General features: G+C 51.6%; 18 protein-coding genes. 5 read left to right on the plus strand and 13 right to left on the minus strand.

Going from position 1 to position 25,258, the window contains the following annotated elements:
* Nucleotides 1-62: 62 nt before the first annotated feature.
* The 5 genes from JQN73_RS07295 to JQN73_RS07315 all read right to left on the minus strand — a co-directional run bounded on the left by JQN73_RS07295 (nt 63) and on the right by JQN73_RS07315 (nt 6,533).
* Nucleotides 63-1,109 (minus strand): LacI family DNA-binding transcriptional regulator, encoded by a 1,047-nt coding sequence (locus tag JQN73_RS07295; protein WP_205322431.1) that lies wholly within the window; start codon nt 1,107-1,109, stop codon nt 63-65.
* 27 nt (nt 1,110-1,136) lie between these two features.
* On the minus strand, nt 1,137-2,099 hold the full coding sequence (locus JQN73_RS07300) for an ABC transporter permease (RefSeq protein ID WP_205322432.1): 963 nt from the start codon (nt 2,097-2,099) through the stop codon (nt 1,137-1,139).
* A 70-nt stretch (nt 2,100-2,169) separates the two neighbouring features.
* Nucleotides 2,170-3,783 (minus strand): sugar ABC transporter ATP-binding protein, encoded by a 1,614-nt coding sequence (locus tag JQN73_RS07305; protein WP_205322433.1) that lies wholly within the window; start codon nt 3,781-3,783, stop codon nt 2,170-2,172.
* A 226-nt stretch (nt 3,784-4,009) separates the two neighbouring features.
* Nucleotides 4,010-4,987, minus strand: a complete 978-nt coding sequence (locus tag JQN73_RS07310; RefSeq protein ID WP_205322434.1) for a sugar ABC transporter substrate-binding protein — start codon at nt 4,985-4,987, stop codon at nt 4,010-4,012.
* A 334-nt stretch (nt 4,988-5,321) separates the two neighbouring features.
* Entirely contained in the window at nt 5,322-6,533 is a 1,212-nt protein-coding gene (locus JQN73_RS07315; protein ID WP_205322435.1) for a pyridoxal phosphate-dependent aminotransferase, read from the minus strand.
* A 278-nt stretch (nt 6,534-6,811) separates the two neighbouring features.
* Between JQN73_RS07315 and pip the strand changes: the two genes are divergently transcribed.
* The 3 genes from pip to JQN73_RS07330 all read left to right on the plus strand — a co-directional run bounded on the left by pip (nt 6,812) and on the right by JQN73_RS07330 (nt 9,991).
* Nucleotides 6,812-7,780, plus strand: coding sequence for a prolyl aminopeptidase (pip, locus tag JQN73_RS07320; protein WP_205322436.1), 969 nt, complete (start codon nt 6,812-6,814; stop codon nt 7,778-7,780).
* 85 nt (nt 7,781-7,865) lie between these two features.
* Entirely contained in the window at nt 7,866-9,467 is a 1,602-nt protein-coding gene (locus tag JQN73_RS07325) for a DNA-3-methyladenine glycosylase 2 family protein (protein ID WP_240162464.1), read from the plus strand.
* On the plus strand, nt 9,464-9,991 hold the full coding sequence (locus tag JQN73_RS07330) for a methylated-DNA--[protein]-cysteine S-methyltransferase (protein WP_370551329.1): 528 nt from the start codon (nt 9,464-9,466) through the stop codon (nt 9,989-9,991). Before JQN73_RS07325 ends, JQN73_RS07330 begins: the two co-directional genes overlap by 4 nt.
* A gap of 97 nt (nt 9,992-10,088) precedes the next feature.
* Here the strand turns inward: JQN73_RS07330 and JQN73_RS07335 are convergent, their stop codons facing one another.
* The 4 genes from JQN73_RS07335 to JQN73_RS07350 form a co-directional block, all read right to left on the minus strand.
* Nucleotides 10,089-12,827: a DNA topoisomerase III gene (locus tag JQN73_RS07335; RefSeq protein WP_205322437.1), complete on the minus strand. Its 2,739-nt coding sequence runs from the start codon at nt 12,825-12,827 to the stop codon at nt 10,089-10,091.
* A gap of 437 nt (nt 12,828-13,264) precedes the next feature.
* A complete protein-coding gene (locus tag JQN73_RS07340) occupies nt 13,265-13,744 on the minus strand; it encodes a DUF494 family protein (RefSeq protein ID WP_205322438.1) in 480 nt (159 codons plus the stop codon).
* A 459-nt stretch (nt 13,745-14,203) separates the two neighbouring features.
* Nucleotides 14,204-15,487, minus strand: a complete 1,284-nt coding sequence (dprA, locus tag JQN73_RS07345) for a DNA-processing protein DprA (RefSeq protein ID WP_370551354.1) — start codon at nt 15,485-15,487, stop codon at nt 14,204-14,206.
* 72 nt (nt 15,488-15,559) lie between these two features.
* A complete protein-coding gene (locus tag JQN73_RS07350) occupies nt 15,560-16,636 on the minus strand; it encodes a LysM peptidoglycan-binding domain-containing protein (protein WP_205322439.1) in 1,077 nt (358 codons plus the stop codon).
* A gap of 346 nt (nt 16,637-16,982) precedes the next feature.
* Here JQN73_RS07350 and def point away from each other — a divergent pair, with 346 nt between their 5' ends.
* Entirely contained in the window at nt 16,983-17,513 is a 531-nt protein-coding gene (gene def / locus JQN73_RS07355; protein ID WP_240162465.1) for a peptide deformylase, read from the plus strand.
* 303 nt (nt 17,514-17,816) lie between these two features.
* A complete protein-coding gene (fmt, locus tag JQN73_RS07360) occupies nt 17,817-18,779 on the plus strand; it encodes a methionyl-tRNA formyltransferase (protein WP_205322441.1) in 963 nt (320 codons plus the stop codon).
* 165 nt (nt 18,780-18,944) lie between these two features.
* On the opposite strand, the gene JQN73_RS07365 is transcribed toward fmt, so the two are convergent.
* From JQN73_RS07365 to phnK, 4 genes are all read right to left on the minus strand, one after another.
* A complete protein-coding gene (locus JQN73_RS07365) occupies nt 18,945-21,278 on the minus strand; it encodes a hypothetical protein (RefSeq protein WP_205322442.1) in 2,334 nt (777 codons plus the stop codon).
* 1,115 nt (nt 21,279-22,393) lie between these two features.
* The gene (locus tag JQN73_RS07370; RefSeq protein WP_205322443.1) at nt 22,394-23,527 is read right to left on the minus strand and encodes an alpha-D-ribose 1-methylphosphonate 5-triphosphate diphosphatase; all 1,134 of its coding nucleotides are present in this window, start codon (nt 23,525-23,527) and stop codon (nt 22,394-22,396) included.
* A 151-nt stretch (nt 23,528-23,678) separates the two neighbouring features.
* Nucleotides 23,679-24,443, minus strand: coding sequence for a phosphonate C-P lyase system protein PhnL (gene phnL / locus JQN73_RS07375; protein WP_205322444.1), 765 nt, complete (start codon nt 24,441-24,443; stop codon nt 23,679-23,681).
* A 25-nt stretch (nt 24,444-24,468) separates the two neighbouring features.
* On the minus strand, nt 24,469-25,257 hold the full coding sequence (gene phnK, locus JQN73_RS07380; RefSeq protein ID WP_205323236.1) for a phosphonate C-P lyase system protein PhnK: 789 nt from the start codon (nt 25,255-25,257) through the stop codon (nt 24,469-24,471).
* Between the last annotated feature and the right edge of the window lies 1 nt (nt 25,258).

Here is a 25,258-nt window from a genome sequence, read left to right on the forward strand (position 1 = left end):
TTATGGGATCAAAGATGTTCCAGCGCAATGAGAGAGAAACTCATGCAATCGTTAAATTATTTCTATTTTCTATTTTTTTGGAGCTGGCCGACGTCACTAATTGCGCTCATCGTCGAGCCTCTGACATGCAGCTCCGGCGCAATAGTATGCTGTTGTGACGGCAGTTCAGGGCGCGCGATCCGCGCCAGCAAGCACTCGGCCGTGAGTTGTCCCAACCGGCGCGTGTTCTGGGCAACGCTAGTCAATGTGGGATGGATAAATTGCGCCAGATGAATGTCATCGAACCCGACTACCGCCAGTTGTTCCGGTACCGCGATATTACGTTCGGCGGCTGCGCGCAATGTGCCGATTGCCATTAAATCGTTACAACAAAAAATCGCGTCAGGACGTTCCGACTGCGCCATATCGAGCAAGTCGCAAGCCGCGGCATAGCCGCCAGAACTTGTAAAATCGGCATACACGCACAATGCCGCGGACAATGTTATATCGGCTTGCGTCAGCGTTTGACGTAAGCCTGCTATACGTTCACGTGATACCGCAATTTCTGCCGGTCCGCCAATACAGGCGATTCGTTTGCAGCCCAGCGCCAATAAATGTTCGGCAGCCAGAATGCCTCCACCGATATTGTCGACAGCGACCAGGTCAATCGCCAGATCGTCCGCCAAATCTTTCCTGGCCCGATCCAGCAGCACGGCAGGCACTTTCATTTTTCGCAGCAATTCCCCGTCGGCCTCACCCAGCGTGGCAACAATCAAACCATCGCAACGCTTGCTCAACAGCATGTTCAGATAGTCGCGTTGCTTGGCAGGATCGTCGTCCGAATTACATAAGATGACGCTATATCCGGCAGCGTAGCAACTATCTTCAATTCCCCGCGCTACTTCAGAAAAATAAGGATTGGTATTGTTGGGAATAATCAGACCGATAGTGCCAGTGGTTTTAATTTTCAGCGAGCGCGCTAATGCGCTTGGCACGTAACCAAGCGCCGCCGCCGCCGCGATGACTCTTTCACGCGCGCAATCACTGACAGGACGCGTTCGATTCAGCACATGCGATACCGTGGTGTAGGATACACCCGCGGCCCGCGCTACTTCTTTGATGGTTGCCATATGTGCTTTGTTGGTTTGTTGTCAGACTTACGCGGCGCGTTCATTGCGACGACGATAAGCATCGAATACTACCGCAGCCACAATTACCACACCGGTAATAATGCGTTTCATTGGCTCGCTGACGCCGACTTGCGCCAAACCGGCTTCCAGTACGGAAATAATCAGCACGCCGATAAATGTACTCACTACCGACCCCCGCCCGCCCATCAGACTGGTGCCACCAATGACTACCGCAGCGATCACCTGCAACTCCAGCCCGACGCCCCCGTTAGGATCGGCCGCTTCGAGTCGCGATACCTGAAACAACGCGCCGACGCCCGCCAGTAAACCCATCAACGCAAATACCATGATCTTGCTGGGACGCGGATTGATACCGGCGAGCCGCATCGCCTCCTCGTTGGTACCGATACCAATCCAGTGTCGTCCGACCACTGTTTTAGTCAATACCAGCTGACCTGCGATAACGATCAACAACGCAGCCAAAAATGCCGGAGACAATCCAAATGCAATCGGTGAACTGATCGAATCTACCGCGCTGCCGATATATACCGTGCGCGAATTGGTGACTTGATAAGCCATTCCGCGTGCGATTTCCAGAACACCCAGCGACACAATAAACGATGGTATGCGCCAGCCGACCGAGATAGAACCAGTTACTGCACCACATAGAGTAGCGGCGAGAACACCCAATACGCAGGCGGGGAACAGCCCCCAGCCCCATTGCACCATCGCCGTCGAAAGCACCGAAGCGGCGAGCGCCAGCACTGAGCCGACCGACAAGTCGATCCCGCCAATAATAAGCACAAATGTCATGCCGACTGCCATTACTACCAGCGTGGGGATGTCATTCGATAAAGTGTTAAAAGTTTCCATCGTGAGGAAGTTTTCACTCAACACGGAAAACAACGCGCACATGGCTAATAGCGCGCCGATCAGGCCAACATAATTCATCATGCCGGACATGGCGGTTTTCAAAGAATTTTTTTTCATTTTCGGTACTTAAGAAAGTTCTGCAATACGTAAAAATTACACCGCTCTGTGCGCCAGGAAGATAACCCGGTTAACCTGCATGGGCCACGTTAGCGCTGGCTGAGGCAGCAGCATCTTTCGCCTTGGCATAGCCACTAAAAGCGGCCTGCAATATCGCATCCTGAGTCCACGCCCCGCGATTAAAAGTTTCCACCATGCGGCCCGCGCTCATGACAGCGATGCGGTCACTGATTAACATCAGTTCGCGTAAATCACTCGACACTATGATCAGCCCTTTACCTTGCTTGGCACACTCTGCCAGCAGTTGATAAATTTCGAACTTGGCACCAATGTCGATCCCGCGCGTGGGCTCGTCAAACAACATGATCGGACAATCACGGTAAAGCCAGCGCGCAATCACCACTTTCTGCTGGTTGCCGCCCGATAATTCTCCAACCGCCTGTGAGCCGCTTCGGCAACGCACTTTCAAGCGACCAATATAATCGTTCGCTACCGCCTTTTCGGCATCGTCATCGATCCAGCCAAAATTGCTGACACTGTGCAGTTTAGCCAACGTAGTATTGGCAGCGATGGATTGAGAGAGCAATAAACCTTGCCCTTTTCGGTCTTCGGTAATCATTGCTAGGCCCGCGGAAATGGCCGTTTGCGGGGAGGTTATTTTTGTGGGGGATGTATTCTCACCGAAAAAAAGTTCACCCTGATCAGCCCGATCAGCCCCAAAAATCAATCGAAGCAATTCGGTGCGTCCAGACCCGATCAAACCGGCGATGCCTAGTATCTCACCGGCCCGCAAATCGAACGAAGTCGGATGCACTGCGCTACCGCGCCCTAACTTGCGCACCCGCAACAGGGGTGCACCAAAGTGCCGATCACCATGCTCACGCTCGGCGTCAACGGACCGTCCGACCATCAAGCGAACCAAATCGTCGGTGCCATAACCTTGAATATCCGCATCACACACCAGTTCGCCGTCACGCAGTACAGCAATCCGGTCGGCAACCTGTTTGAGTTCTTCCAGACGATGCGAGATATACACGATGGCTACGCCGTCGGCTTTTAATCTGGCAATTTGCAGAAACAGTAGTTCGACCTCTCGGTCGGTCAGCATCGCGGTTGGCTCGTCCAGCACCAGCAAGCGGCAATCGCCGATCAGGTTACGGGCAATTTCCACCATCTGTTGATGGCCGACGCCCAATTCGCCAACCTGCTTCCAGGGATCAATATCAGCCAGACCCACCGCCGCCATTTGCGTGCGCGCCAGAGCCTCAAGTCGCGCTCGGTCGATCCAGCCAAATCGGCTGGGTAACTGCTCCAGATAGAGATTTTCGGCGATGCTCAGCGTTGGAATCAGATTTAATTCCTGCATCACCATACGAATACCGAGCTTCTCTGCGGCCTGGCGGGAAGTCGGTTGATACGGCTGACCGTCCAATAACATACTGCCTTGCGTAGCCGAAATCAGGCCGCAAACAATTTTTGATAAGGTGCTTTTTCCAGCGCCATTTTCGCCCGTCAGCGCCAATATTTGTCCGGCGCGAATCTCCAGCGAAACACCACCCAGAACCGGTTCGACGTAACTTTTTCCGATGTTGCTGAGCAAGAGTAATGGCACAGCAGGCGTGTCCCCGCCATGAACAATCTGCGGGTTATTTTTTACGGAAGAAACTTGGGGTGTATCTGACATACGGCCTCCACCTGACGTGGCGTGGGTTGCAAAAATAAGCAACATTGGGATACCAGGCGGCGTAAAAACACCGCAATAGACGACGATAAGACAGCGCAAAAACTGATGCAAAAAGTCCGGATAGCGGGCTTATTGGTACCATAGGCGACAGCAATACCGCTAGCGCGAATGGGACAACTTTTGCGCAAATCAGTGGACACCAATCGTGTCCACCCATCTTTCGTTCTTACTTAGTATCTTTGGTCACCAATTGCACCTTGGTTTGCACCACCCCAGTCAAGCTGGCCTGGGTTTTCTTGTCCGCCAGCGCTTTCAATACGGTATCGATCCCAAACACGGCCTGTTGCGATCCAAACTGATCAACCGTTCCCAACACGCGACCATCCTTTAGCATGGGTTTAATCGCGTTGATATTGTCATACCCAACGACCAATACCTTGCCGGTTTTTCCGGCCGCACGCACCGCCGCGACCGCACCCAGTGCCATGTTGTCGTTCCCAGCTAACAGCGCCTTGATATCCGGATGCGCATTCAACATGGCTGCCGCAACCTTGTTGCCTGGGTCGAGTTCCCATTGGCCCGACTGAACGCTGACGACGTTGGCACCGACCGCTTTCATCGCATCCTGAAATCCGGCAGTGCGCTGTTGGGCGTTAAAGGTCGATGAGACGCCTTCAATGATGCCAACCTTGTCGCCGGTTTTAAGTTGCTTGCCGAGATAGTCACCAACCAGTTTTGCACCCATACGATTGTCAGGGCCGACGAACGGCACGACGATACCTTTTTCCTTCAAGGCGGCATCGTCAAGTTTGTTGTCGATATTCACCACGATGATGCCGGCATCGATGGCTTTTTTGATCACTGGGACCAACGCTTTCGAATCGGCGGGGGCGATCACCATGCCATTGACCTTGGCAATAATCATCTGTTCGACAATCTTGATCTGATTGGAAGTATCTGTTTCGTCCTTGATGCCGTTGACGATCAAATCGTATTTTGAGGCGTTAGCTTTTTGATTCTCTTTAGCGCCTGTTTCCATATTCAGAAAGAATTCATTGGCAAGCGACTTCATCACCAAAGCGACTTTCGGCTTGGTCTGCGCCATCGCGGGCAGACTAATGGCAGGTAAAGCGCAAACCAGAATCGCTGCAGCAATCAATTTAAGGCGAGTGCGAGCGGACGTGCGAATGGTGCGGGATTTCATCAAAAGTCTCCTGTTATCATTATCATTATCTTTTTATGATTGTCTTGTAGGGCATCTGACGATGCCTGGCGAATCGCCTGCAATCAGGCGCGCAAACGTTTGCGCCCTTTAATAATAGCACCAGTTTGAGAAGGTGCAAGCAACTTTATTAAAACCAGGAAAGATTTGATGCCGCGATCTCAAGGGCCGCTAGAGGCCGATGAATCGTCGGGGCAGCGCCGACAACGTGGGAGATGTTAGACGTTTTCAAACGCGTTGCAGATTTTAGGAAAATTAAATTATTGAGAACGGCGCGTCAGCGCCGTCCCTTACCTCACGTTGTACGGCGGCCCCCTCAACGGGCCGATAAAAACCGTTCCAAACGCTGCACGCCTGCCTCGAGCCGCTCCACTGAACTAGCAAAGCACCAGCGAATGTAACCCTCACCTTCCCACCCAAACGCGCTTCCTGGCGCTAATCCCAAACCCGCATCGCGCACCAGTTGCTTACATAACTCCAGACTGTCGACGGCACCATCCATCCGAAAAAATAAATACATTGCACCTTTTGGCAACGGGGCGACGATACCCGGCAAGGCGTTCAGGCGATGATATAAAAAATCGCGCGCCGTTTGATATCGGTCGATCGTACTGGCGATAATATTGTCGCCACCTTCGATCGCGGCGATACCGGCACGCTGCACAAATCCGGGCGCGCAAGAGGTGTTGAACTCGATCAATTTTCCAAGATCGGTCATTAAGGAGGGCGGCGCAACCAGCCATCCCAGCCGCCATCCTGTCATCAGCCAAGCCTTGGAAAAACTATTGGAAGAGATGATTCGATCATGAGGCTCTGCAATATCCAGAAACGATGGCGCACAGAGCTTGTCGTCAACTAATTGCGCCGTATTAATTGGTACCGACGCCGTGTTGCCATATACAACGCGCTCATAGACATCATCGGCCACAATCCAGATACCGTGCCGACGGCAATGGTCCAACACAATCTGTTGCTGTGCCCGCGGCATCACCCAGCCGGTCGGATTGTTCGGCGAATTAATCAGCACCGCGCGTGTGTCCGGCGTCAATGCATCGATTAATTGCTGGATATCCAGCTCCCACACCTCGCCGAACCGGAGCGGCACACGGACCACTTCTGCACCCAGAATTCTGGGAATTTCAACGACATTCGGCCATAACGGCGTCACAGCGACGACCCGATCGCCCTGATTCAGAATCAGCTGAGCGACTATCATCAACGCCGATACGCCAGAGGAGGTTACCGCAACCCGGCTGGCCTCAAGCGGCTGATGCAGTCTCGAACAATATTGCGCAATCGCCTCGCGCAACGGCGGTATCCCATAGTTGCTGGTGTAAAACGTGTCACCATCATCGAGCGCTGCTTTCGCCGCATCCCGGATGAAGGCAGGAGTTATCTGGTCTGGTTCGCCGAACCAGAATGGCAATACATCGCTGCGGCCAATCCCGACATTCGCGACTTCACGGATACGTGAGGCTTCCAGACTTTGAACGACGAGACGAGCACCAGGAGAAGTGTGTAAAGACATAAATCTCAAACTCCAAATATTGAAACTACCTTGGGGGACATCCCTTTTTAAGGGGGTTGCAAACAAGCATTGCTGACTACGCCAAACTAGGCGAAACTAAGTGTAACGTATCCTGCAACGCTCTTTTCAAACACGTAATTTGCTTTTTATATTTCTTGGTCGCCTTGTTCGCGCTGGCGGAATCTTCGACCAGTTGGCTTATTTAACTAAGTATGCAACTTCTCGGGCAGATTGCTCTGAAGTCCGTGACTTGCACCTTAATAATTGGAAGAACGGGTATGAAGAATTTAAGTGCCAAATATTACCGTGGATTTTATCCACCCATCACACCATTCCGCCATGACATGTTAGATGTTGGCGATGGCCATCAAATTTATTGGGAAGAATGTGGCAATCCCACAGGCAAACCCGTCATCTTTTTGCATGGCGGCCCCGGCGCGGGCTGTAATGAAAATCACCGTCGATTGTTTGATGCGACCCGTTACCGGATCGTGCTATTTGACCAGCGCGGTTGCGGGCGCAGCGTGCCGCACGCGCATCTGGAAGCAAATACGACCTGGGATCTGGTCAATGATATCGAGCGGTTGCGGGTTCTGTTAGGTATCGAGCGCTGGCAAGTCTTCGGCGGTTCCTGGGGTAGTACGCTGGCGCTGGCATATGCTCAAACACATCCGCACCGTGTGACCGAAATGATTGTGCGTGGGATTTTTACCGCACGGCAACAGGAACTCAGCTGGTTCTACCAGAACGGCGCGTCGATGATATTTCCGGAAGCGTGGGAAAAATTTATTGCTCCCGTGCCGGAAGCGGAACGGGGAGATTTGATGGCCGCCTATCATCGGCTTCTGAACAACGACAATCAGCAGGTACAACTCGCAGCAGCGCAAGCGTGGAGTAAATGGGAAGGACATGCAATTAGTCTGCTACCCAACCCACGATTTGTTGAGGAGTTTGCAGAACCACATCATGCGCTGGCAGTAGCACGCATCGAAAACCATTACTTTGTGAATGCTGGTTTTTTTACACCCGATCAATTAATGTTGAATGCCGGAAAGCTGGAACAAATTCCCGGCATTATTGTGCAAGGCCGATATGACGTTATATGCCCACCCCAAACTGCGTGGGAATTACACAAGGCATGGCCGAACAGCGAATTGACGATTATTGCAGACGCAGGGCATGCCGTCACGGAGCCAGGAATTCTGGACCAGTTAATCAGAGCCACCGATCGGTTCGCAGCGCATTAACTGACATCGAACAAGTGGAACAGCACGCTACTTACACGTCCGAAAACGGCTAGACGCTGTCCGTTCCAAGGCGTATAAATGCAGTATGAACATCGCATCCACCGCACCCCTCGAGCGTCTTAAGCCATTATCTGATCCACAACCGATGATCAGCTTCGGGACGAACTTAAAGACTGAATCAAAAGCGCCATCGCTGGATAACGAAAGTTGCTATCGCGCTTTGGCTGCTAAAGACAGCCGATTCGACGGCGTCTTTTTTGTCGGTGTCAGCACTACAGGAATATACTGCCGCCCCATCTGCACCGCAAAGACACCGCGTCCTTCCTCCTGTTCCTTTTATACCGGCGCGGCTGCGGCGGAAGCGGCGGGATTTCGCCCCTGTCTCCGCTGCCGTCCAGAATTAGCGCCATACGCGCTACAACAAAACCTGGCATATGCAGTATGGCAACGGATTACCGCCGGTGCGCTGAATCACCATGCTGACTTTGCCGACCACAGCCAAAAAACGGAAGGTGGTCGACTGGAACAATTAGCCGCGGAAGTAGGACTTTCGTCGCGCCAGTTGCGCCGTGTTTTGTTGCAACACTTTGGTGTCTCACCGGTTGAACTAGCGCAAACACAGCGTCTGTTATTTGCCAAAAAACTATTGCACGAAACCTGTTTGTCTATGACTGATGTAGCCGATGCAGCCGGGTTTGGCAGCATACGACGCTTTAACGCATTATTTGCAGCCCGTTACGGTATGGCACCGACAGCATTGCGTCGGCAACATAAGTCTGGTGCTGCATTGCCGGTTTCGATCGACGACGTGGTCACGGTTCGATTGGCGTATCGGCCGCCATTCGACTGGATTCAGATGTTGGGGTATTTACAGCCGCGTTTAATTGCAGGGGTCGAATCGGTACAACTGTCGCAACCGCATCCTGCGTACATCCGTAGCATACGACTCGATGATCTCAGCGGATGGTTACGCGTAATCCATCGCGTCAAGCCGCAACAACTCGAAGTGCAGATTTCACCGTCCCTGACGCCGATGCTGATGCCGATTCTTGCGCGACTCCGACACCAGTTTGATCTCGACGCCAATCCGGCCTTAATTACCGCCCATTTACGTTCAGATCCGGCACTGGCGCGCCGCATTGATGCCGAAGCAGGAATACGCGTGCCAGGCACCTTTGCACCGTTTGAACTGGCTGTGCGGGCGATTTTGGGTCAACAAGTGAGTGTGGTTGGGGCCAGCACGTTGACGGCAAGATTAGTCAGTCGCTTTGGGACATTATGCGAAACGCCATTTACCAGCGTGACCCATCATTTCCCGGATGCTGAAATACTCGCCGAACTCCCTGCAGCGACGCTCGCGGGCATTGGTATTCCTCTCTCACGTGCAGAGACCATACGGAATATGGCACGCTATGCTGCCGAAGGCAAACTCCGCATCAAGCCCGGCGCAACACTGACGGAAATCATTGCCCAGCTCACTGCAATACCGGGTATCGGCAATTGGACCGCGCATTACATCGCTTTACGCGCGTTGCGATTTCCGGACGCATTCCCCGCCGGAGATTTAGGCCTGCAAAAAGCGATGGCGGACGCTGGTGGCCGCCTGACGGAAAAACAACTGGCTGCAGTTGCCGCTGACTGGACACCTTGGCGGGGCTACGCGGCATTACTTTTATGGCAAATATGATGAACACTTTATCAAAAATTACGCCACAAGCTGGCGACGTCATCCATTACATCGCGCACAACAGTCCTGTGGGGACTCTACTGATTGCGGCGACCGATGCCGGCATCAGCGGAATTTATTTCGAGACACATCGCCACTTCAAAGGTAAAGATGGATGGGTACTTGCGCCAGAACATTCGCATTTGAAACGGGCCGCGCAGCAGTTGGACGAATATTTTACGGGTGATCGTCAGCAATTCGACCTGCCTCTCGCGCTAAATGGGACGCCATTTCAACGGGCGGTGTGGGACGCTTTGATCGCTATTCCATTCGGCCAGTCGACTACCTACGGTGCCCACGCTGCGCAAATTGGGCGAGCGAATGCGGTACGTGCCGTGGGCACGGCTATCGGGCGTAATCCGGTCTCCATTATCGTACCTTGTCATCGGGTAGTAGGAGCTTCCGGATCCTTAACGGGCTACGCTGGAGGACTCGAGCGTAAGGGATTTTTATTACGACTTGAGAGCTATCAGGATCAGCTATAGCAGCAATGAGTAGAATGAAACAAGCCACCAGTGTATCCACCGGCGGCTTTTCTACGATGGACCTGCGCCATCGTAATACCCATCAATTGCTACGTAACTACGCTACTTTGGCTTTTGCAACTACGCGCTTCACGACAGCTTTCTTAACTGCGGCCGCTTTCACAACAGCTTCCTTAGCGACTGCGACCTTCACGGCGGGTTTCTTCGCCACGGCTTTCTTGGCGACCGTTTTCCCGGCGACCGCTTTCTTCACAACCGCCTTTTTGACCACGGCTTTCACTGCTGTGTCGGCCGTTGCATCAGCGTCAACGTCACCCGCAACGGCTGCCGCTTTCGCCTTGCCTTTAGCCGGTGCTTTTGGTTTGCGTTCTTCGAACTCAAAACTGACTTTACCGTCTTTGCCCTTTACCAGGAATGCCTTAAAGGGCCGGCGCGTGCGCTGCGAAACAAAACCGGGCAACAGATCGGTTTTTCCTTCGGTGAGCAACTTGGTCATTTGCTCTGGCAAGATTTCTTGCTGCAAGATGATGCGGCCACTGCGGAAATCACATTCCTTTGGCTTGGCCACGCTCTTCTCGCACACGTACGCGAGACCGAGTTCAAATACGCCGTGCGCGCATTTTGGGCACGGACCGACGGGAGTCTGACCGGTGAAATCAACGCCCTCACCGTTTTCGCCCTCTTCGTCATTTTGACCAAAGTCGAATTCCAGCTTGAAGTTCTTAATCTCTTCATCGCGGCTAATTTTAAGGATCGCCGCAAACGGACGCCCCATTTTGGAGCGGAAGCCTTGTAACGGTCCGATGGTCCGATTAGTCAGCAATTCTTCGACTTCAGAAATTTCGAATTGGCGACTACCCGGCGTTTTGCTCATCGAGAATTCGCATTTGGTACAGGCAAAGCGACGGTAATTTTCTTTCACCACCGCGCCGCAATTCGGACAAGGTGCAACCAGCGTGGAGTAATCGCCGGGAATCGTATCGTTATCGTATTCTTTCGCACGCTTAACGATGGTCTGAGTCATCTGAGCAATTTCACGCATGAATTCTTCACGCGTAATCTTGCCCTTCTCCATTTGCGACAGCTTATGTTCCCATTCACCGGTCAGCTCCGGTTCGGTTAATTCATCGACACCCAAACCATGCAAAAGCGTCATTAGCTGGAACGCTTTCGCGGTCGGAATTAATTCTCGACCTTCGCGCAACATGTAACGCTCGAAGATCAAACCTTCGATTGTCGCAGCACGCGTCGCTGGTGTGCCGAGGCCCTTACCCGCCATCGCTTCCCGCAACTCGCCATCATCAACCAGCTTACCAGCACCTTCCATCGCCGATAGTAACGTGGCTTCCGTATAGCGCGCTGGCGGTTTTGTGACCAGCCCGTTGGCGCTGACTTTCTCGGTCTTGACCTTCTCGCCGCTCGCCACTGCGACTAAGGTACCGCTGTTTTCAGCATCCTTCTCGTCGGCGACTTCTTTACCATAAATCGCTAACCAACCCGGATTGATCATGACCTTGCCTTCAGTCTTGAACTGATGGCCCGACACTTCGGTGAAGCGCGTCGTAACCTGAAACTCGGCCGCAGGAAAAAATACTGACATGAAGCGACGCGTTACCAGGTCATACAATTTTTGCTCAGGCTCGGACAAGTTCTTCGGGGCCTGCGTGGTCGGGATAATCGCAAAGTGATCGCTGATCTTGCTATTGTCAAAGATCCGCTTGTTCGGCTTGACCCATCCTTTGTTCAGAATCTGCGCTGCGAATTGTTGATAATTATTGTTCTCGGATACGGTTTCCAGCGTTTCCTTGACCGTACTAAGATAATCTTCTGGCAAATGACGGGAATCGGTCCGCGGATACGTCAGGACTTTATGGCGTTCGTACAACGATTGCGCCAGACCAAGCGTATTTTTTGCAGAGAATCCAAAGCGCGAGTTTGCTTCGCGCTGCAAACTGGTGAGGTCAAACAGACCCGGCGCCATTTGCGTGGTCGGTTTGGATTCTTCTGTGACGTTGCCCATCTTATTGCGGCACGCGGCAACAATCGATTCCGCAGCGGCCAGGCTCCACAGACGCTCAGCGCGCTTTTCGGGATCATTCTCAACTTTTTTATGTTGCGTATCGAGCCAGCGACCTTCATAAATACCGGCGGCGCAAATAAATTCAGCCCGAACCTCCCAGAAGTCGCGCGGAACGAATTTTTTGATTTTCTCTTCACGCTCCACCACGATGGAAAGCGTCGGCGTTTGTACGCGACCGACGGTGGTGAGGTAAAAACCGCCCTCTTTCGAGTTAAACGCGGTCATCGCGCGGGTGCCGTTGATACCGATCAGCCAGTCGGCTTCGCTACGGCAACGGGCGGCATCGGCTAACGGCAGCATGTCTTCATCGGCACGCAAATTAGCGAAACCGTCGCGGATTGCGCCGGGCGTCATCGATTGCAACCACAGGCGCTTTACTGGCTGTTTGGCTTTCGCATGCTGCGCGATCAAACGGAAAATCAGTTCGCCTTCACGCCCGGCATCGCAGGCATTGATAAGCGCGGTGACATCTTTGCGCTTGATGAGTTTATTCAGTACCTTTAATCGCGCTTCAGTTTTGGCGATCGGATTCAACGCAAAATACGGCGGAATCATCGGTAAATGGGTGAACGTCCATTTACCGCGTTTAACATCGAATTCTTCCGGAACGGCGATTTCCAGTAAATGACCGACAGCTGATGACAGCACGTATTCGTCGGATTCAAAGTACTCATCGTGCTTGGTAAAGCCGCCAAGGGTCTTCGCGATATCGTTCGCGACAGATGGTTTCTCGGCGATGATGAGGGTCTTGCTCATAAATATGATCTCGAAAGTGGCGCGCTTTCCCATCAAGTGAGTCGGCGCATCTTGCTACAAAATGCTTGTTTAAAAAGTCGATGAAATAGAACTTAACGCTCGAAACGCCTGCACAATACAGCGTTCTCGAAAGAAGTTGGACAATTATTAAAAGGTAACGCCCGCACACTATAACAGTCAGCATAGTACACGCCCGCGATCAATCGGCAAATAAGCAGCAAATTAGCGGCAAAAAAGTGCACATTAATTACCGATGGGAAGCTGGGCGCGGCTGATAGCCAGATAATAACAGTGCATAAGCAGCTCATTAGCGGCCCATTCACATCTTAGTGAGCCACCTTGGTAAGCGCATGTTATTGGAAATATCACAACTTCGGCGCGCGTCACTTCAGTTGTTGTCGCCTGCACGCATTGGCGGAAGGCCGCGCACGTCGATATTAATGCAGCAACCGTGGCTCAGGATCTTCGTCGTCATCCAGGAATAACTCGTCAAACATCAGTCCATCCGGCTCTTTGCCCTGACTCCAAAGCACCATCAGCACGATTACTTTGAGCTTATCGAGTGAAACAGGCGACTCGCCTGCAGCTAGGGCACGCTCAACGACGATCTCGCGCTGCACCGGATTGAGCATTTTGGCGGACTCCAAAAACTGAACGAACCCGATTGCTGCTGTACCAAGCGCATCCATCTCTTGCGGTGCGTAAATCCGCATGCCGAATGAAAACGCAGTTTGCTGAGGATAGCGATCTGCGTAGGTGTGATTACTTGCTTTGAGGTCGGTCAGCCAGCCCAGCGCTTTAGTGATCTCATCCTCCTCAAAGCCGATTGCCGATAGCTTCCTCACCAAGGCCTCAGTTTCAGGGCAGGCATCGGGGCGGTAATATGTTTCATAAAGATAAACTAGGACTTCAAACATGGTTCTACTGTATCGCTAAGATTGGACAAAAACAAGTTGCTAAACCATTTACAAATTTACAAAAACAGCAGCAGGCAAGAAAAACCCGAAGATACCGCGATATTGAAGGCGAATAAAGCTGAATTCGCAAAGAATAGAGGGGAAACTCCTTTAACTCTGAAATATGTTCCGTTAGACCATGATTTGCAGATATTTTCATATCAGTATCGCAGGAATTAACAAATGCTGCCGAAAGTGTCATTCCGACATCACGCCACCTTGATGCTGCGAAAATCGATTCAGATAGCTGGAGTTAGCCTGCCGCTGGGGCTTTCGTCGCCGTATTAGCACAGCGCTGCGTTGCCAGCGTCATCTGCGTTATGAGTAGCCTGATAGGAGCGGGGCATAAATACGAAAGGACAAGGATTCTCTCAAAAATCCAAAAAATTGGGATACGTACTTTTCACAAAAGTTTCTTTGTTACTTGCCGATGCGTCGATAAACGCCTCCGGGAAGCAGTTCCACAAACCCGTCTAACTCCAGCGTAAGTAGTTGTGCATTTAAAAGTGCGGTATTAATACCGGTTCGCGCCGCCAACATATCGATACTGGCCGGGTCGAAGCCTAACGCCTCCAACAGCGGATCGCCGGAACTGCCGCCACTAACGCCACAAACGCCACTAACGCCCGTATTTTCTGGCAAATCGGAAACAAACAGCGGCAAGGATGATGACGCCGAAACCAATCCCGCCTGGTTCAAAACGGTTGTGGCCAGGCGCCCATATGATGCTATCGCTTGCATTTCCTCCAGGATATCTTGCGCCGATTCGACCAACTTTGCGCCTTGTTTAATTAATTGATGGCAGCCTTTCGATAGCGGCGAATGGATAGACCCCGGAATCGCAAAAACGTCCCGTCCTTGCTCCGCCGCCATCCGGGCGGTAATCAACGAGCCCGACTGCGCGGCGGCTTCCACCACTAAAACCCCAGAAGACAAACCTGAAATAATGCGGTTCCGACGTGGGAAGTTGGCAGCAATGCCCGACATGCCTAGCGGGTACTCACTAACTATGCAGCCAATTTCCGCAATGCGATGCGCCAGACTTCGGTTGCGTGAGGGATAAACAATATCGGCACCGGTGCCGATCACGGCGACCGTACTGCCGCCATCTGGATTGCTCTCCATGTTGCGCAATGCGCCGTTATGGGCGGCACTGTCTATTCCTAGCGCCAGACCGGAAATAATCGTCAGTCCCCGTTGGCTCAAAATCTCCGAAAATCGCTCAGCATTCGCATTCCCTTGCAGCGTGGCATTGCGACTGCCGACCACGGCCAGGGAAGACCTCGTCAATAGCTCGACGCGGCCTTTCACGTACAAAATTAACGGCGGATCGGCGATATTAAGCAAGTTCGCCGGATAGTCGTTGTCCGCCAACGTCAGAATCCGGTTTCCTTTTTCTTGCGCCCACATCAATGCACACTCAATACGTGTTTTGGCGAGGTCCGTTAATGGCGCTAAAAGAATTAGCGCAATTTTATGCGACACAACGTTCTGAAGAGCCGCCAGTGAGCTGGAAAAAATATTAGCTGGCAGTCCGAAGGCTGCCATCAGACGGCGCGCCGTGGATGACCCCACACCATCGCATTGCTCCAGCCTCAGCCAGTCCGCGAGATCGGCCGGCCATGAAGGCTGACCGATCTCCGCTCGCATGGGCGGTTGGGAGAGTGTGATCGCCTCGGCGGCGGGGGCGCTCAATTCAGCTATGGGATCAACGGAAATTTCCGCTGCATCGTGCGGTATTTCAAGGTGTAATTTTGTTGGCAACAATGCGCGTCCCTATTCTGGTGACCTGGCAATATCACCCACCTCGACTGTGTCGCGTACCTGCATGATTAATGCGTAAGAAATATGCTTGAATATGCGGAAGACAAATAGCGTTCCGTATTGCTCATCCGGAAGTTTGACCGCTTTTTTGGCATCCAGAGGATCGGCGATAGTTTTGCCAAAACGATATAGCTGCAACACGTTTCCGACCTCCATGTGATCGTCTGATCCCTGATTAATGGTGACAATCTGATTCTGACCGGCATTTGCAACGCCGCCGTAAATGGACACTATGCGCGCATTGACGTCGCCCTCTGGCGCGTGCGGTACGTAGTTCAGCACAGGGGTGATTGGCATTGCGACCAAACGATCTCCAACACCCATCTCCTCTTTAGACTCAACGACGCGGAAGGTATGCGCTTCATTTTCTACCTTGCCGGCACGCTCCAGCTTCAGGGATCCCAAATACACCGCTTCATACGCGATGACTTTGCCTGTGACCGGATCGTTCAACGCCTTGCCGGGACGGAAAGCCTGAAACGAAGTCCCATCTTTAAGATCCCCCCGCACGTAAGCAAGGTCATTGCGGCCCAGATTCACATGCCCCTCTTGCACAGCAACGATATGCGGAGCGTCCTTTAATCCGTCTTCTTCAATAATCAACGGCTGCGACAGAAACGGTGCAATTTCTTCAGCAGGAATCGCAGAGATGGCTTCTCGCCCCAATCCCTCTACCCGCATGTGTGGTGACATTTTGATCGTATCAGAGCTGCCGCCACCAGTGGGCGTGCCGAGCCGAAGCCGGCCTGCTGCCCGGTCAAAATAGACAATCTGTCCCGGATAGATCCAGTGAGGATTGCGAATTTGCTCCCGGTTCATCCCCCACACTTGCGGCCAACACCACGCATTCTGTAAAAAATGACCTGAAATCCCCCACAGCGTGTCGCCGCGCACAACGACGTGCTGGTCCGGCGCATCCGGCAAAAATGCACAACGCGCCTTTGCCGGCGTCTGCGCGTGTACGGCTGGCAAAATGCTAATGCCAGCGACAAAAGCAAAAAGGAGGGCAGCTGTGCTAAACTTTTTCATGTTTTTTCCGGTGAATGTGACGTTAAGCCTGCGCATGCCAGCGCATTAATGCGCACCAATCAGCTCCACAAAACCCGACTTCAGACCGCAAAGCGCTTAGCGCACTGGGTCTGGTGCATCAAATTTCAGTCGTTTGGTAGTTGATCTGGAACGTGAGGACAACTAATGCGATAACAGGAATCGGCTAACAAAATCGCAATTACGTGGTTTGGCGCGTAAAATAACGCTATAAACGGTCGTAATACTGTTAAAAAGTTTGCCAAAGCGCATTAAATTTTGCCTAAGAATGCTGAAACTAGCAAGTGATAAACCATTATCAAATTGTCGGATTGTTGTCCAGAATCGTATGTCCCTACTAAATATATTGCGCTATCCTGATGCCCGCCTGCATAAAATTGCACGCCCTGTGACCGTTTTCGACGAGCGCTTGAAACGGTTAATTGCTGACATGGCTGAAACCATGTACGAAGCACCCGGCGTAGGCCTTGCGGCTTCGCAGGTCGATGTCCACGAGCAACTTTTGGTGATTGATACTTCCGACACAGGTAAAGAGTTGCGGGTTTTTATTAACCCGGAAATCCTCTGGGCCAGTGAGGAACGACAAATTTACGACGAGGGCTGCCTCTCGGTACCGGGCGTGTACGACGGCGTCGAACGTCCGGCGCGCATTAAAGTGCGCGCTCTGGATGCGAATGGAAAATCATTTGAAGTGGATGCAGAAGGTTTGCTTGCGGTCTGTATTCAGCACGAAATGGACCATTTAAAAGGCAAAATGTTTGTCGAATATCTATCGCCACTGAAGCGCAATCGCATTAAAGCGAAAATGCTAAAAGAAGAACGCGAACTAAAACGCGACAAACAATATGCGAATCGGTAATACAAGGTGCGGGTCAAAGTCTAGTGAAATACTTAAGCTTCTGTGTGGTTAATTTGAGTACGTTCGACCACTAACGGCCTCCGTAGTTACTTGCAACGTCCTACTTGCTGTTTCAAGGACCACATTCGGCGCGCTGACTACATTAATTGGCAGCGCCGCTAAAAGGCCACCCCACGGTCGCCTCGACCTGACGCGACAATGCCAGGTCTGGCAACCCTCTGTGTTTTGGATATCGCTACAAAAAATTGTTCTGTTAAACCGTTCATTGCAGCAAATCCAGCGCATCCGTAATAAAATCCCGGCATGAAAATAATTTTTGCCGGCACCCCGGAATTCGCCGCCGTTGCGCTCAAAGCCCTGCACGATGCAGGTCATGCGATCACGCTGGTGCTCACCCAACCCGATCGACCTGCGGGGCGCGGCATGCAATTACATGCTTCGGCCGTAAAACAGTTTGCGCTCGCGCATAACATTCCGGTTGCTCAGCCTGTCTCGCTACGACTAGATGGCAAATATCCCGACATTGCCCGGGAAGCCCACGCTCTGCTGCAAGCAACGCCGCATGACGTGATGATCGTTGCCGCCTACGGTTTGATTCTGCCGCTCAGTGTCCTGTCAATTCCGACCCAAGGCTGCATCAACATTCACGGCTCCGTCCTGCCGCGATGGCGCGGCGCGGCACCAATTCACCGCGCCATTGAAGCCGGTGACATTGAAACCGGCGTTACCATCATGCAGATGGAACAAGGTCTAGATACCGGTCCGATGATGTTGGTCAAGCGCATAACGATTGACGCGCACGACACAACCGGAATTTTGCATGACAAGCTAGCCGCGCTTGGGGCCGAAATGATCGTGGACGCAATGGCACGGCTGGAGAAAAACCAGCTAACAGCGACCGCGCAGCCGGAGACAGGCGTCACTTATGCGGCAAAGATTACAAAAGAAGAAGCAGCCTTAGACTTTAATTTAGCCGCCGATATTCTGGAACGAAAAATTCGGGCGTTCAATCCCTTTCCGGGAGCCTTTGCTACATTTGGCGGTGTAGTACTCAAAATATGGGGTGCGGAGGTCGTTACTGAAGACTACTCAAAGGCGCAATTTAGTGCGGGGGAGATTATCCATGCCGACACGCAGAATGGTGTCGTCGTGGCGTGTGGGATGGACGCCTTGCGACTAACTATTCTGCAAAAACCGGGCGGTAAACGCTTGCCAGCGACGGAGTTTCTGCGGGCGTTTCCGATGATAGACGGGCAATTTTTTTAATAATCAAAGGTTCCTGCCGCACTAATTTCGGTTGGCTTTATTTGGCCCTTAATCTGCCTGATCCAGGCTAAAGCCCACCAGCGTGGAGCTGGCGGCTTTAACCCTGCTTCACTCGCGAATTAAGAACGCGAAACTAAAGTCCAAAACGAATGAAAGCGTTTCAGGCTACCACCTCGGAACAATTTCCGAATTAAACAGCACATTAGAATCAGCAGTAGCCAACCGGGCCGGCCGCATCGCAAAGGAACGCTCAAAGTCAACCCGGACCCTTGCGCTTTTAACGTCCTTCCCGTTAACCGAAATACTTGGGATCCACTTCGGTTGGTCATCGGAAGCAGGGAAATAAGCCTCGGCAACCTGCTTATCCCCATCAAAGAGATTTTCGGTATAGACCCCGATACTGAGCCCTTGATTAATTTTCGCCGAACGAATTCGGCCCTTAAACCCGCCATCCTTAAGAAGACTTAGGTCCTTATAATCGCCCACTCCGAGCTTCAAACTATTGCCTTTATAATTATATTCGTCGAAGACTTGTATGTACCAATCCTCCGTGCTCGGGCCCCAACTAAAGTAATCACAATAGTATCTGATGTCCGCCGCTGAATCATCTGTCGCCCATTTATAGCGGTCGATAACGACTTGATATTTAGCTTGAAATTTGCCATCAAACAGTTTTTCGATGGCTGAAGGAAAATTCTTCCCATTTTTTCCTACGATAGCGTTATGCGTATTCACTGCCGCGTCATATAACTCACATAGTGTACGAAGGCCGGTAGATAAGGTTATAAAATATCGTATGCGCTCATCTAGATAACGACAGGCATTTCTAACGCCATCCTCTTTGTTAAGGAGTGGTACGCTCAACATAAGGTTATGTCGCTCGTCCATCACAACGTAATACCAATTTTGCTGAAAAATACTACCCACTCGCCAATAATTCACACGAATTTTTTGTCCTTCAATGTTATTCCAGGCTGCGTCGATAAGTTTTTCAAGATAAAGATACGTCTCGTTATAAAACTTCTCGATAAGGCCTTGAATGGTGGCGCTGCCTGGCGCAACCCCTAGTGCGGAATGCAAAATATTTACGCGCATACCAAAAAATGGTTCAAAGAATGGATGGGCTTTGTAGAACACATCGCCATGAGGGTTGTACAGCATTCCTTGCATCTCATTGCTGCTTGAGAGCAACGATTCCCACTCTGAAAGCGATTGAGATCCTTTTTGCCCAACTATCTCATACCGCAATTTATAATCTTCTGCCACATGCTTTAACTTCTGCTCGATCTCATGGCGTTCCTTATTTTCCAATTCCTCTTTAATTTGTTTTCTGATCTCATCAATCACTTTATCCCATGTGATCGCGTCGGGGTCTGGAAACAATAGGGCATAAAGAGGCAACAGAAGAACGGCGAAGCCCGTGCTATAGGCTGCGCCAATGTATGCGGAGGACAACCATTTTGACTTGGTGAGAAAAGCACGACCAAAATTTACAGGTACGGCTTTTGCGAGGTCTTCAGCAATATCGGGAGTAAACCGAAGTCCTTTTTTTCCCTCTTGTTGCTTGCCAGGATAATATCGCTCCCACGCGCTGTCTAATATCAGCTTGCTTGCGCTACGCGTGACGTTCTGTGTCGGATCAGGATGTACGCCTCCGACCACGAGCCTTACCTGTTCATAAGACGACACCGCAAAATTTCCAACCTTCTGGGACACCCCATAGCCCATTTTAAAATGTATAGCGTGTAAATAAGTATCAGCAATTTGCGTCCGAAGGGAAACAAGCGCCTCCTCAAGTGAACCGGCGTACTCATTAAACTCGACCCACTCGGTCAAAGACTCGCGATATCGAGCATCATAGACGTAGCCCACATTGCTGGTTGGGCCGCCCAATTGAAGTTGTATATCTTGCTGGCGCGCACGTACGGCACTATCCATAGCGCGGTATAGGTAGGCTTCCATTTGATAGACAAACTGAGAAATCACGCCCGATCTTGGATCAAATATCCCGACAGTCGCTGCCGATTGGAGGGCCGTCAATGCAAGCGATACAAAACGAGGAAAGTAAAAAAAAGTGTGATGCGGTGAGCGCTCTATTTGAAAAATCTGCTTGTCGCCATCCTCTATCAATGCAAGACAAGGATAAAGTGTGGAGTAGATAAGTTGTTGAGATTCCTCGCTGGCGTCGTCTATATGGCCATGGCGCAGGAAGCTGGCAAGATGACCTTCCAAGGCAGTTAATATTGCCTCAATCGGTTCCTCCTGCGGCGATGACGTTACGCCGATTGCTTGCTTTATCGTCTCTGTAACATGCTCCCAGGCGTGCTTCTCCGGGAAGCCGGTCAAAAATTTATCGGTGCTCCGTTTTAGCCTCCGATGGGCGCTATCGTCTCCGAGGAAGATACCTATTACATGATCAACCGTATTAGCTGTCAAAGTGGGAATAGCATGATGATGTGTTGCCGTTAAAGCGAGCGACGAGCTTTGTTCTGCGTTCAATTTAAACTCCTTGAGGTAATTTACGTTGAAATACGGTACGGCTTGAGCTGAGTTAAACGATTTTTTGTGACACACCTCCTTTCCAGCCATAAAAATATGTGGATCGTAAACGCGGTGCTACGTATCCATCTGCACAACGATAAAGTGCGGCGAACCGCCGGATTTATCGTTCATCCAGCATCATTTATTGCATCTGCAGGAGTACGCCTGAACGCTTAACAGTCAACCAAGGCGGTCTATTTTCGAAGGGAGAAACTTTGGAGCGACAAAAAGCACCCTGCTGCTATAAAGCGTTACAGAAGGTTAAAGATTTGTAGCGGATAATTCGTCAGAAACGCGGGGCTGATGCCCTGCAAACAGGTTGGCTGCCGACGCGCGCAGTAGGCTAGGCGCGACGGATAACCGCCAAAAATTTACGTGGTTCACCACCAATAGCTTTACACCAACCAAGGATGTTGGGCTATCTGGATAAACGCATTGATTTGTCAGAAAATCTAATCTCTGCGCGCGATACAAATTTCAATCCCGGCGAGCGGACACCAAGACTTTCTACCGGTGCTCAATGTCAAAATTGTAAATGGATCGGATGAAAAAATGCCCAAGAATATCCTCGTAAAATACGTGGGAATCTTGAGATTGCTGACAGCCATCTTTCCTATTTTTTCAGATGGAGGATCTGATCCGCGCCAACAGGAATCGAGTATAGTTCACGCGATAAATTTCCGTCAAGAAATATCTTTGGTCGTTTCTAAGAAATTTCTTGGATATGCGAAAGCCGTATAAAGGCGCATTCCTTAACCTTTTTTTCTGATTTCAAACGAGGAAGATAAGGCGTAATAAGGACGCTGAGAGGGAATCAATTGAGGTTTCGCGACGGAACGCTAACAGTTACGCTGTGCTCCGAGTTCGGTCTCCGAAGGTAACTTTTCTTCCGTTTCAACGGAACCCGCTGGCGCATGCTTCAGCACCGCATCGGGGCCGGCTGACTCCGCGGTTTGATCGCTCTGTTCAGGTCTTTGATTTCTGCATCTTACGTCCCTATATTGATGACGCAGAGCTTAGGGTCACAACATAAATCGGGGGGAGCGGGCGATGACGGTTGGAAATTGCCGACTTCAAATAACCCGTTGTCCAGATTTCCAAACCTGCAAAATTACCGGGATTTCATCGACTACGCGCACCCGTAAAAAATCCGCCCGCAAGCGGGGAGCAATTTCACCGCGATCAGCGAAGCCAATCATACGCGCCGGATTGCGTGAGACGGTATTGACCGATTTCGACAAACTGAAACCCTCTTTTTGCAGCATGAATGCCGCGTGCAATAAACTGGCGGGCACGTAATCCGATGACAAGACATCAAGCAAATCAGCGCGGGCCAATTCGGCTGCCGAGACATTGCCAGAATGCGAGCCGCCGCGTACTACGTTCGGCGCGCCCATGATAGTACCCAGGCCATGCTGCCGTGCCGCTTGTGCGGCAATCATGGAAGTCGGAAATTCGCAAATTTTGATGCCTTCAGCCACACCTTCCGTCACATGCGCAACGGTGGTGTCGTCATGGGTCGCCATTGGCTTGGCGATGGCATTACAACTCTCCACAATGCGACGTCGATTATCGACCGCATAGCGTACCTGGCGTTCCAGCATGTTCTCCAGCATGGAATCCACCTTTTCGTTGCTCCAACCCCGTTTTCCGGTGGTATAAATGCGATAGTGGCTGAGGTCTGTCCATTGCCGCTGTCCTGGCGTGTGATCCATTAGCGAGACCAGCTTTAAAGCGGGATCGTTGAGAAATGGCAAAAACATGTCGAGCAGATTTTCTTCGGCCAGTTCAAGGCGCAGGTGTAGAAAATGATCGACGCGCAGTAATCCGTTAGCACGGGCGCGTTGCAGATTATCGACACAGGATGCGAGCATGGTACTGCGCACGCTTTCAGGATCGATATCACCTACGCCGAGTGCGTCTAATACGGTGGTGATCCCGGCCGCCGCAATTTGTGCGTCATGTGCCAGAATCGCGGGCAAAACCGGCCAGTGTACTTTTGGACGCGGCACCAGATGCTTTTCAAGATTGTCGGTATGTAACTCAACCAACCCGGGGATCAGATAATCGCCCTCCCAATCCTCCCCAACCTGAGAACTGCCAGCGGCAACGCTGACGATGGTATCTGCGGCAAACGAAAGATTGCCAGAAAAGTGCTCTTGCGATGTGACGATACGCGCATTTCTTATGGCGGAGAGAGTGGTCATAGTGGTCGTAATCGGTCAGATGCCGAAATAATAAATGTTATAACAAGAAAAAACTCGGCGCATCAAATCAAGCTGAAGGGTAAGACTTCTATGCGACTTAAAGTGTACTTATGTGCTGACCAAAGGCGCTTATGCGGACTTTCATCAGACCCTATGCCGCGGTCCAAGTTTCCAATTCCTCCGATTGTATCGCTGCTAGCGGAAACAAGCGCGTCGCCAGAGCCCGCCGCACATATTCATCGTGGAAAATACCCACTACGGCGGTCCCGCGATCACAGGCTTCCTGGATCATTGCAATGACCGTATCACGGTTACCTTCATCCAGCGACGCAGTGGGTTCGTCCAGCAATAAGATGGGAAAATCACTGATGAGGGTACGCGCAATGTTAACCCGTTGCTGCTCACCTCCCGAAAATGTGGCCGGGGGAACTTGCCATAGCCGCGCCGGTATTTTTAGGCGGGATAACCAGGACTTTGCTTGATCCTGTGCATCGTCTACGTCTAAACCCTTGTTTATTAACGGCTCCGCGACCAGATCCAACGTGCTAATGCGCGGAATGACACGCAAAAACTGGGTCACAAAGCCCAGGGTTGTGTTCCTGACTGCATGGATTTTCTGCGGTGATGCGGTAGTTAAATCAACCCAAGCGGTTTCCATGTCGCTCCCGCCCTCGATTGCATGACGAATGCTAACGCTTCCGCTGCTGGCACGATAATTAGCATACAAACAACGCAGCAAGGTGCTTTTTCCCGCGCCGGAGGGCGCATGGATCACGACGCATTCACCGGCATCCACGTCCATATCGACATCAGAAAAAATCGGCATGTGTAAACCACCTTGCAGATGCAATATAAATTCTTTTGAAAGCTGCCGTACTTCGATACGTTTTAACCGATTCATGCTGTGTCCGTTCATGCTTTTTTTCCCGCCCCGCAATTGGCTATGCCTGCAATACCGAGGACACCAATAATTGTGTATAGGGATGCTGCGGGTCGTCAAGGACCTGATCGGTCAATCCTTGCTCAATCACGCGTCCCTGCCGCATCACGACCAAACGGTGTGCCAACAATCTGGCCACTGCCAAGTCATGCGTCACGATGACGGCGGCCACGTGCAATTGCGATACCAGTTGGCGTAACAAATCCAAAAGCCGCGCCTGCACCGAAACATCCAGACTCGCCGTCGGCTCATCCATAAAAATCAAGCGCGGCTTGGTCACCAGATTACGGGCTATTTGCAAACGTTGCTGCATGCCTCCCGAGAAATGACGTGGCAAATCATCAATCCGATCTGCATCGATTTCTACTCTTTCCAGCCAATGCAATGCCTCTTGCCGGATATCACCATAATGACGCGCACCGATTGCCATCAGACGTTCGCCCACATTGGCGCCTGCCGATACATTGGCACGCAAACCATCCCGCGCACTTTGATGCACAAAGCCCCAATCGGTGCGCGACAATAGCCGCCGCCGCGCCTCGCTAACTTGATATAAATCAATCACGCCTTCGTGCCGCGTCGAAAACAATACCCGTCCTTCGCTGGGCACCAGTTGCCCCGCCAGGCAGCTCAGCAAGGTACTTTTTCCGGACCCTGATTCGCCGACAATTCCCAGCACTTCACCCGGATAAAGTTGCAGGTTAATGTTGTCACAGGCGGAAAGGGCGCCAAAGCGATGTGTCAAATTTTCGGCAGCCAAAAGCGGCGATGGAAGCGTTGGCATGTTCATC

The sequence above is a fragment of the Glaciimonas sp. PAMC28666 genome (assembly GCF_016917355.1).
Taxonomy (GTDB): domain Bacteria; phylum Pseudomonadota; class Gammaproteobacteria; order Burkholderiales; family Burkholderiaceae_D; genus Glaciimonas.

Coding starts and splice junctions, on each gene's coding strand:
- JQN73_RS07295 (WP_205322431.1), bottom strand. CDS start 1,109: ATGGCAACCATCAAAGAAGTAGCGCGGGCCGCGGGTGTATCCTACACC.
- JQN73_RS07300 (WP_205322432.1), bottom strand. CDS start 2,099: ATGAAAAAAAATTCTTTGAAAACCGCCATGTCCGGCATGATGAATTAT.
- JQN73_RS07305 (WP_205322433.1), bottom strand. CDS start 3,783: ATGTCAGATACACCCCAAGTTTCTTCCGTAAAAAATAACCCGCAGATT.
- JQN73_RS07310 (WP_205322434.1), bottom strand. CDS start 4,987: ATGAAATCCCGCACCATTCGCACGTCCGCTCGCACTCGCCTTAAATTG.
- JQN73_RS07315 (WP_205322435.1), bottom strand. CDS start 6,533: ATGTCTTTACACACTTCTCCTGGTGCTCGTCTCGTCGTTCAAAGTCTG.
- pip (WP_205322436.1), top strand. CDS start 6,812: ATGAAGAATTTAAGTGCCAAATATTACCGTGGATTTTATCCACCCATC.
- JQN73_RS07325 (WP_240162464.1), top strand. CDS start 7,866: ATGAACATCGCATCCACCGCACCCCTCGAGCGTCTTAAGCCATTATCT.
- JQN73_RS07330 (WP_370551329.1), top strand. CDS start 9,464: ATGATGAACACTTTATCAAAAATTACGCCACAAGCTGGCGACGTCATC.
- JQN73_RS07335 (WP_205322437.1), bottom strand. CDS start 12,827: ATGAGCAAGACCCTCATCATCGCCGAGAAACCATCTGTCGCGAACGAT.
- JQN73_RS07340 (WP_205322438.1), bottom strand. CDS start 13,744: ATGTTTGAAGTCCTAGTTTATCTTTATGAAACATATTACCGCCCCGAT.
- JQN73_RS07350 (WP_205322439.1), bottom strand. CDS start 16,636: ATGAAAAAGTTTAGCACAGCTGCCCTCCTTTTTGCTTTTGTCGCTGGC.
- def (WP_240162465.1), top strand. CDS start 16,983: ATGTCCCTACTAAATATATTGCGCTATCCTGATGCCCGCCTGCATAAA.
- fmt (WP_205322441.1), top strand. CDS start 17,817: ATGAAAATAATTTTTGCCGGCACCCCGGAATTCGCCGCCGTTGCGCTC.
- JQN73_RS07370 (WP_205322443.1), bottom strand. CDS start 23,527: ATGACCACTCTCTCCGCCATAAGAAATGCGCGTATCGTCACATCGCAA.
- phnL (WP_205322444.1), bottom strand. CDS start 24,443: ATGAACGGACACAGCATGAATCGGTTAAAACGTATCGAAGTACGGCAG.
- phnK (WP_205323236.1), bottom strand. CDS start 25,257: ATGAACATGCCAACGCTTCCATCGCCGCTTTTGGCTGCCGAAAATTTG.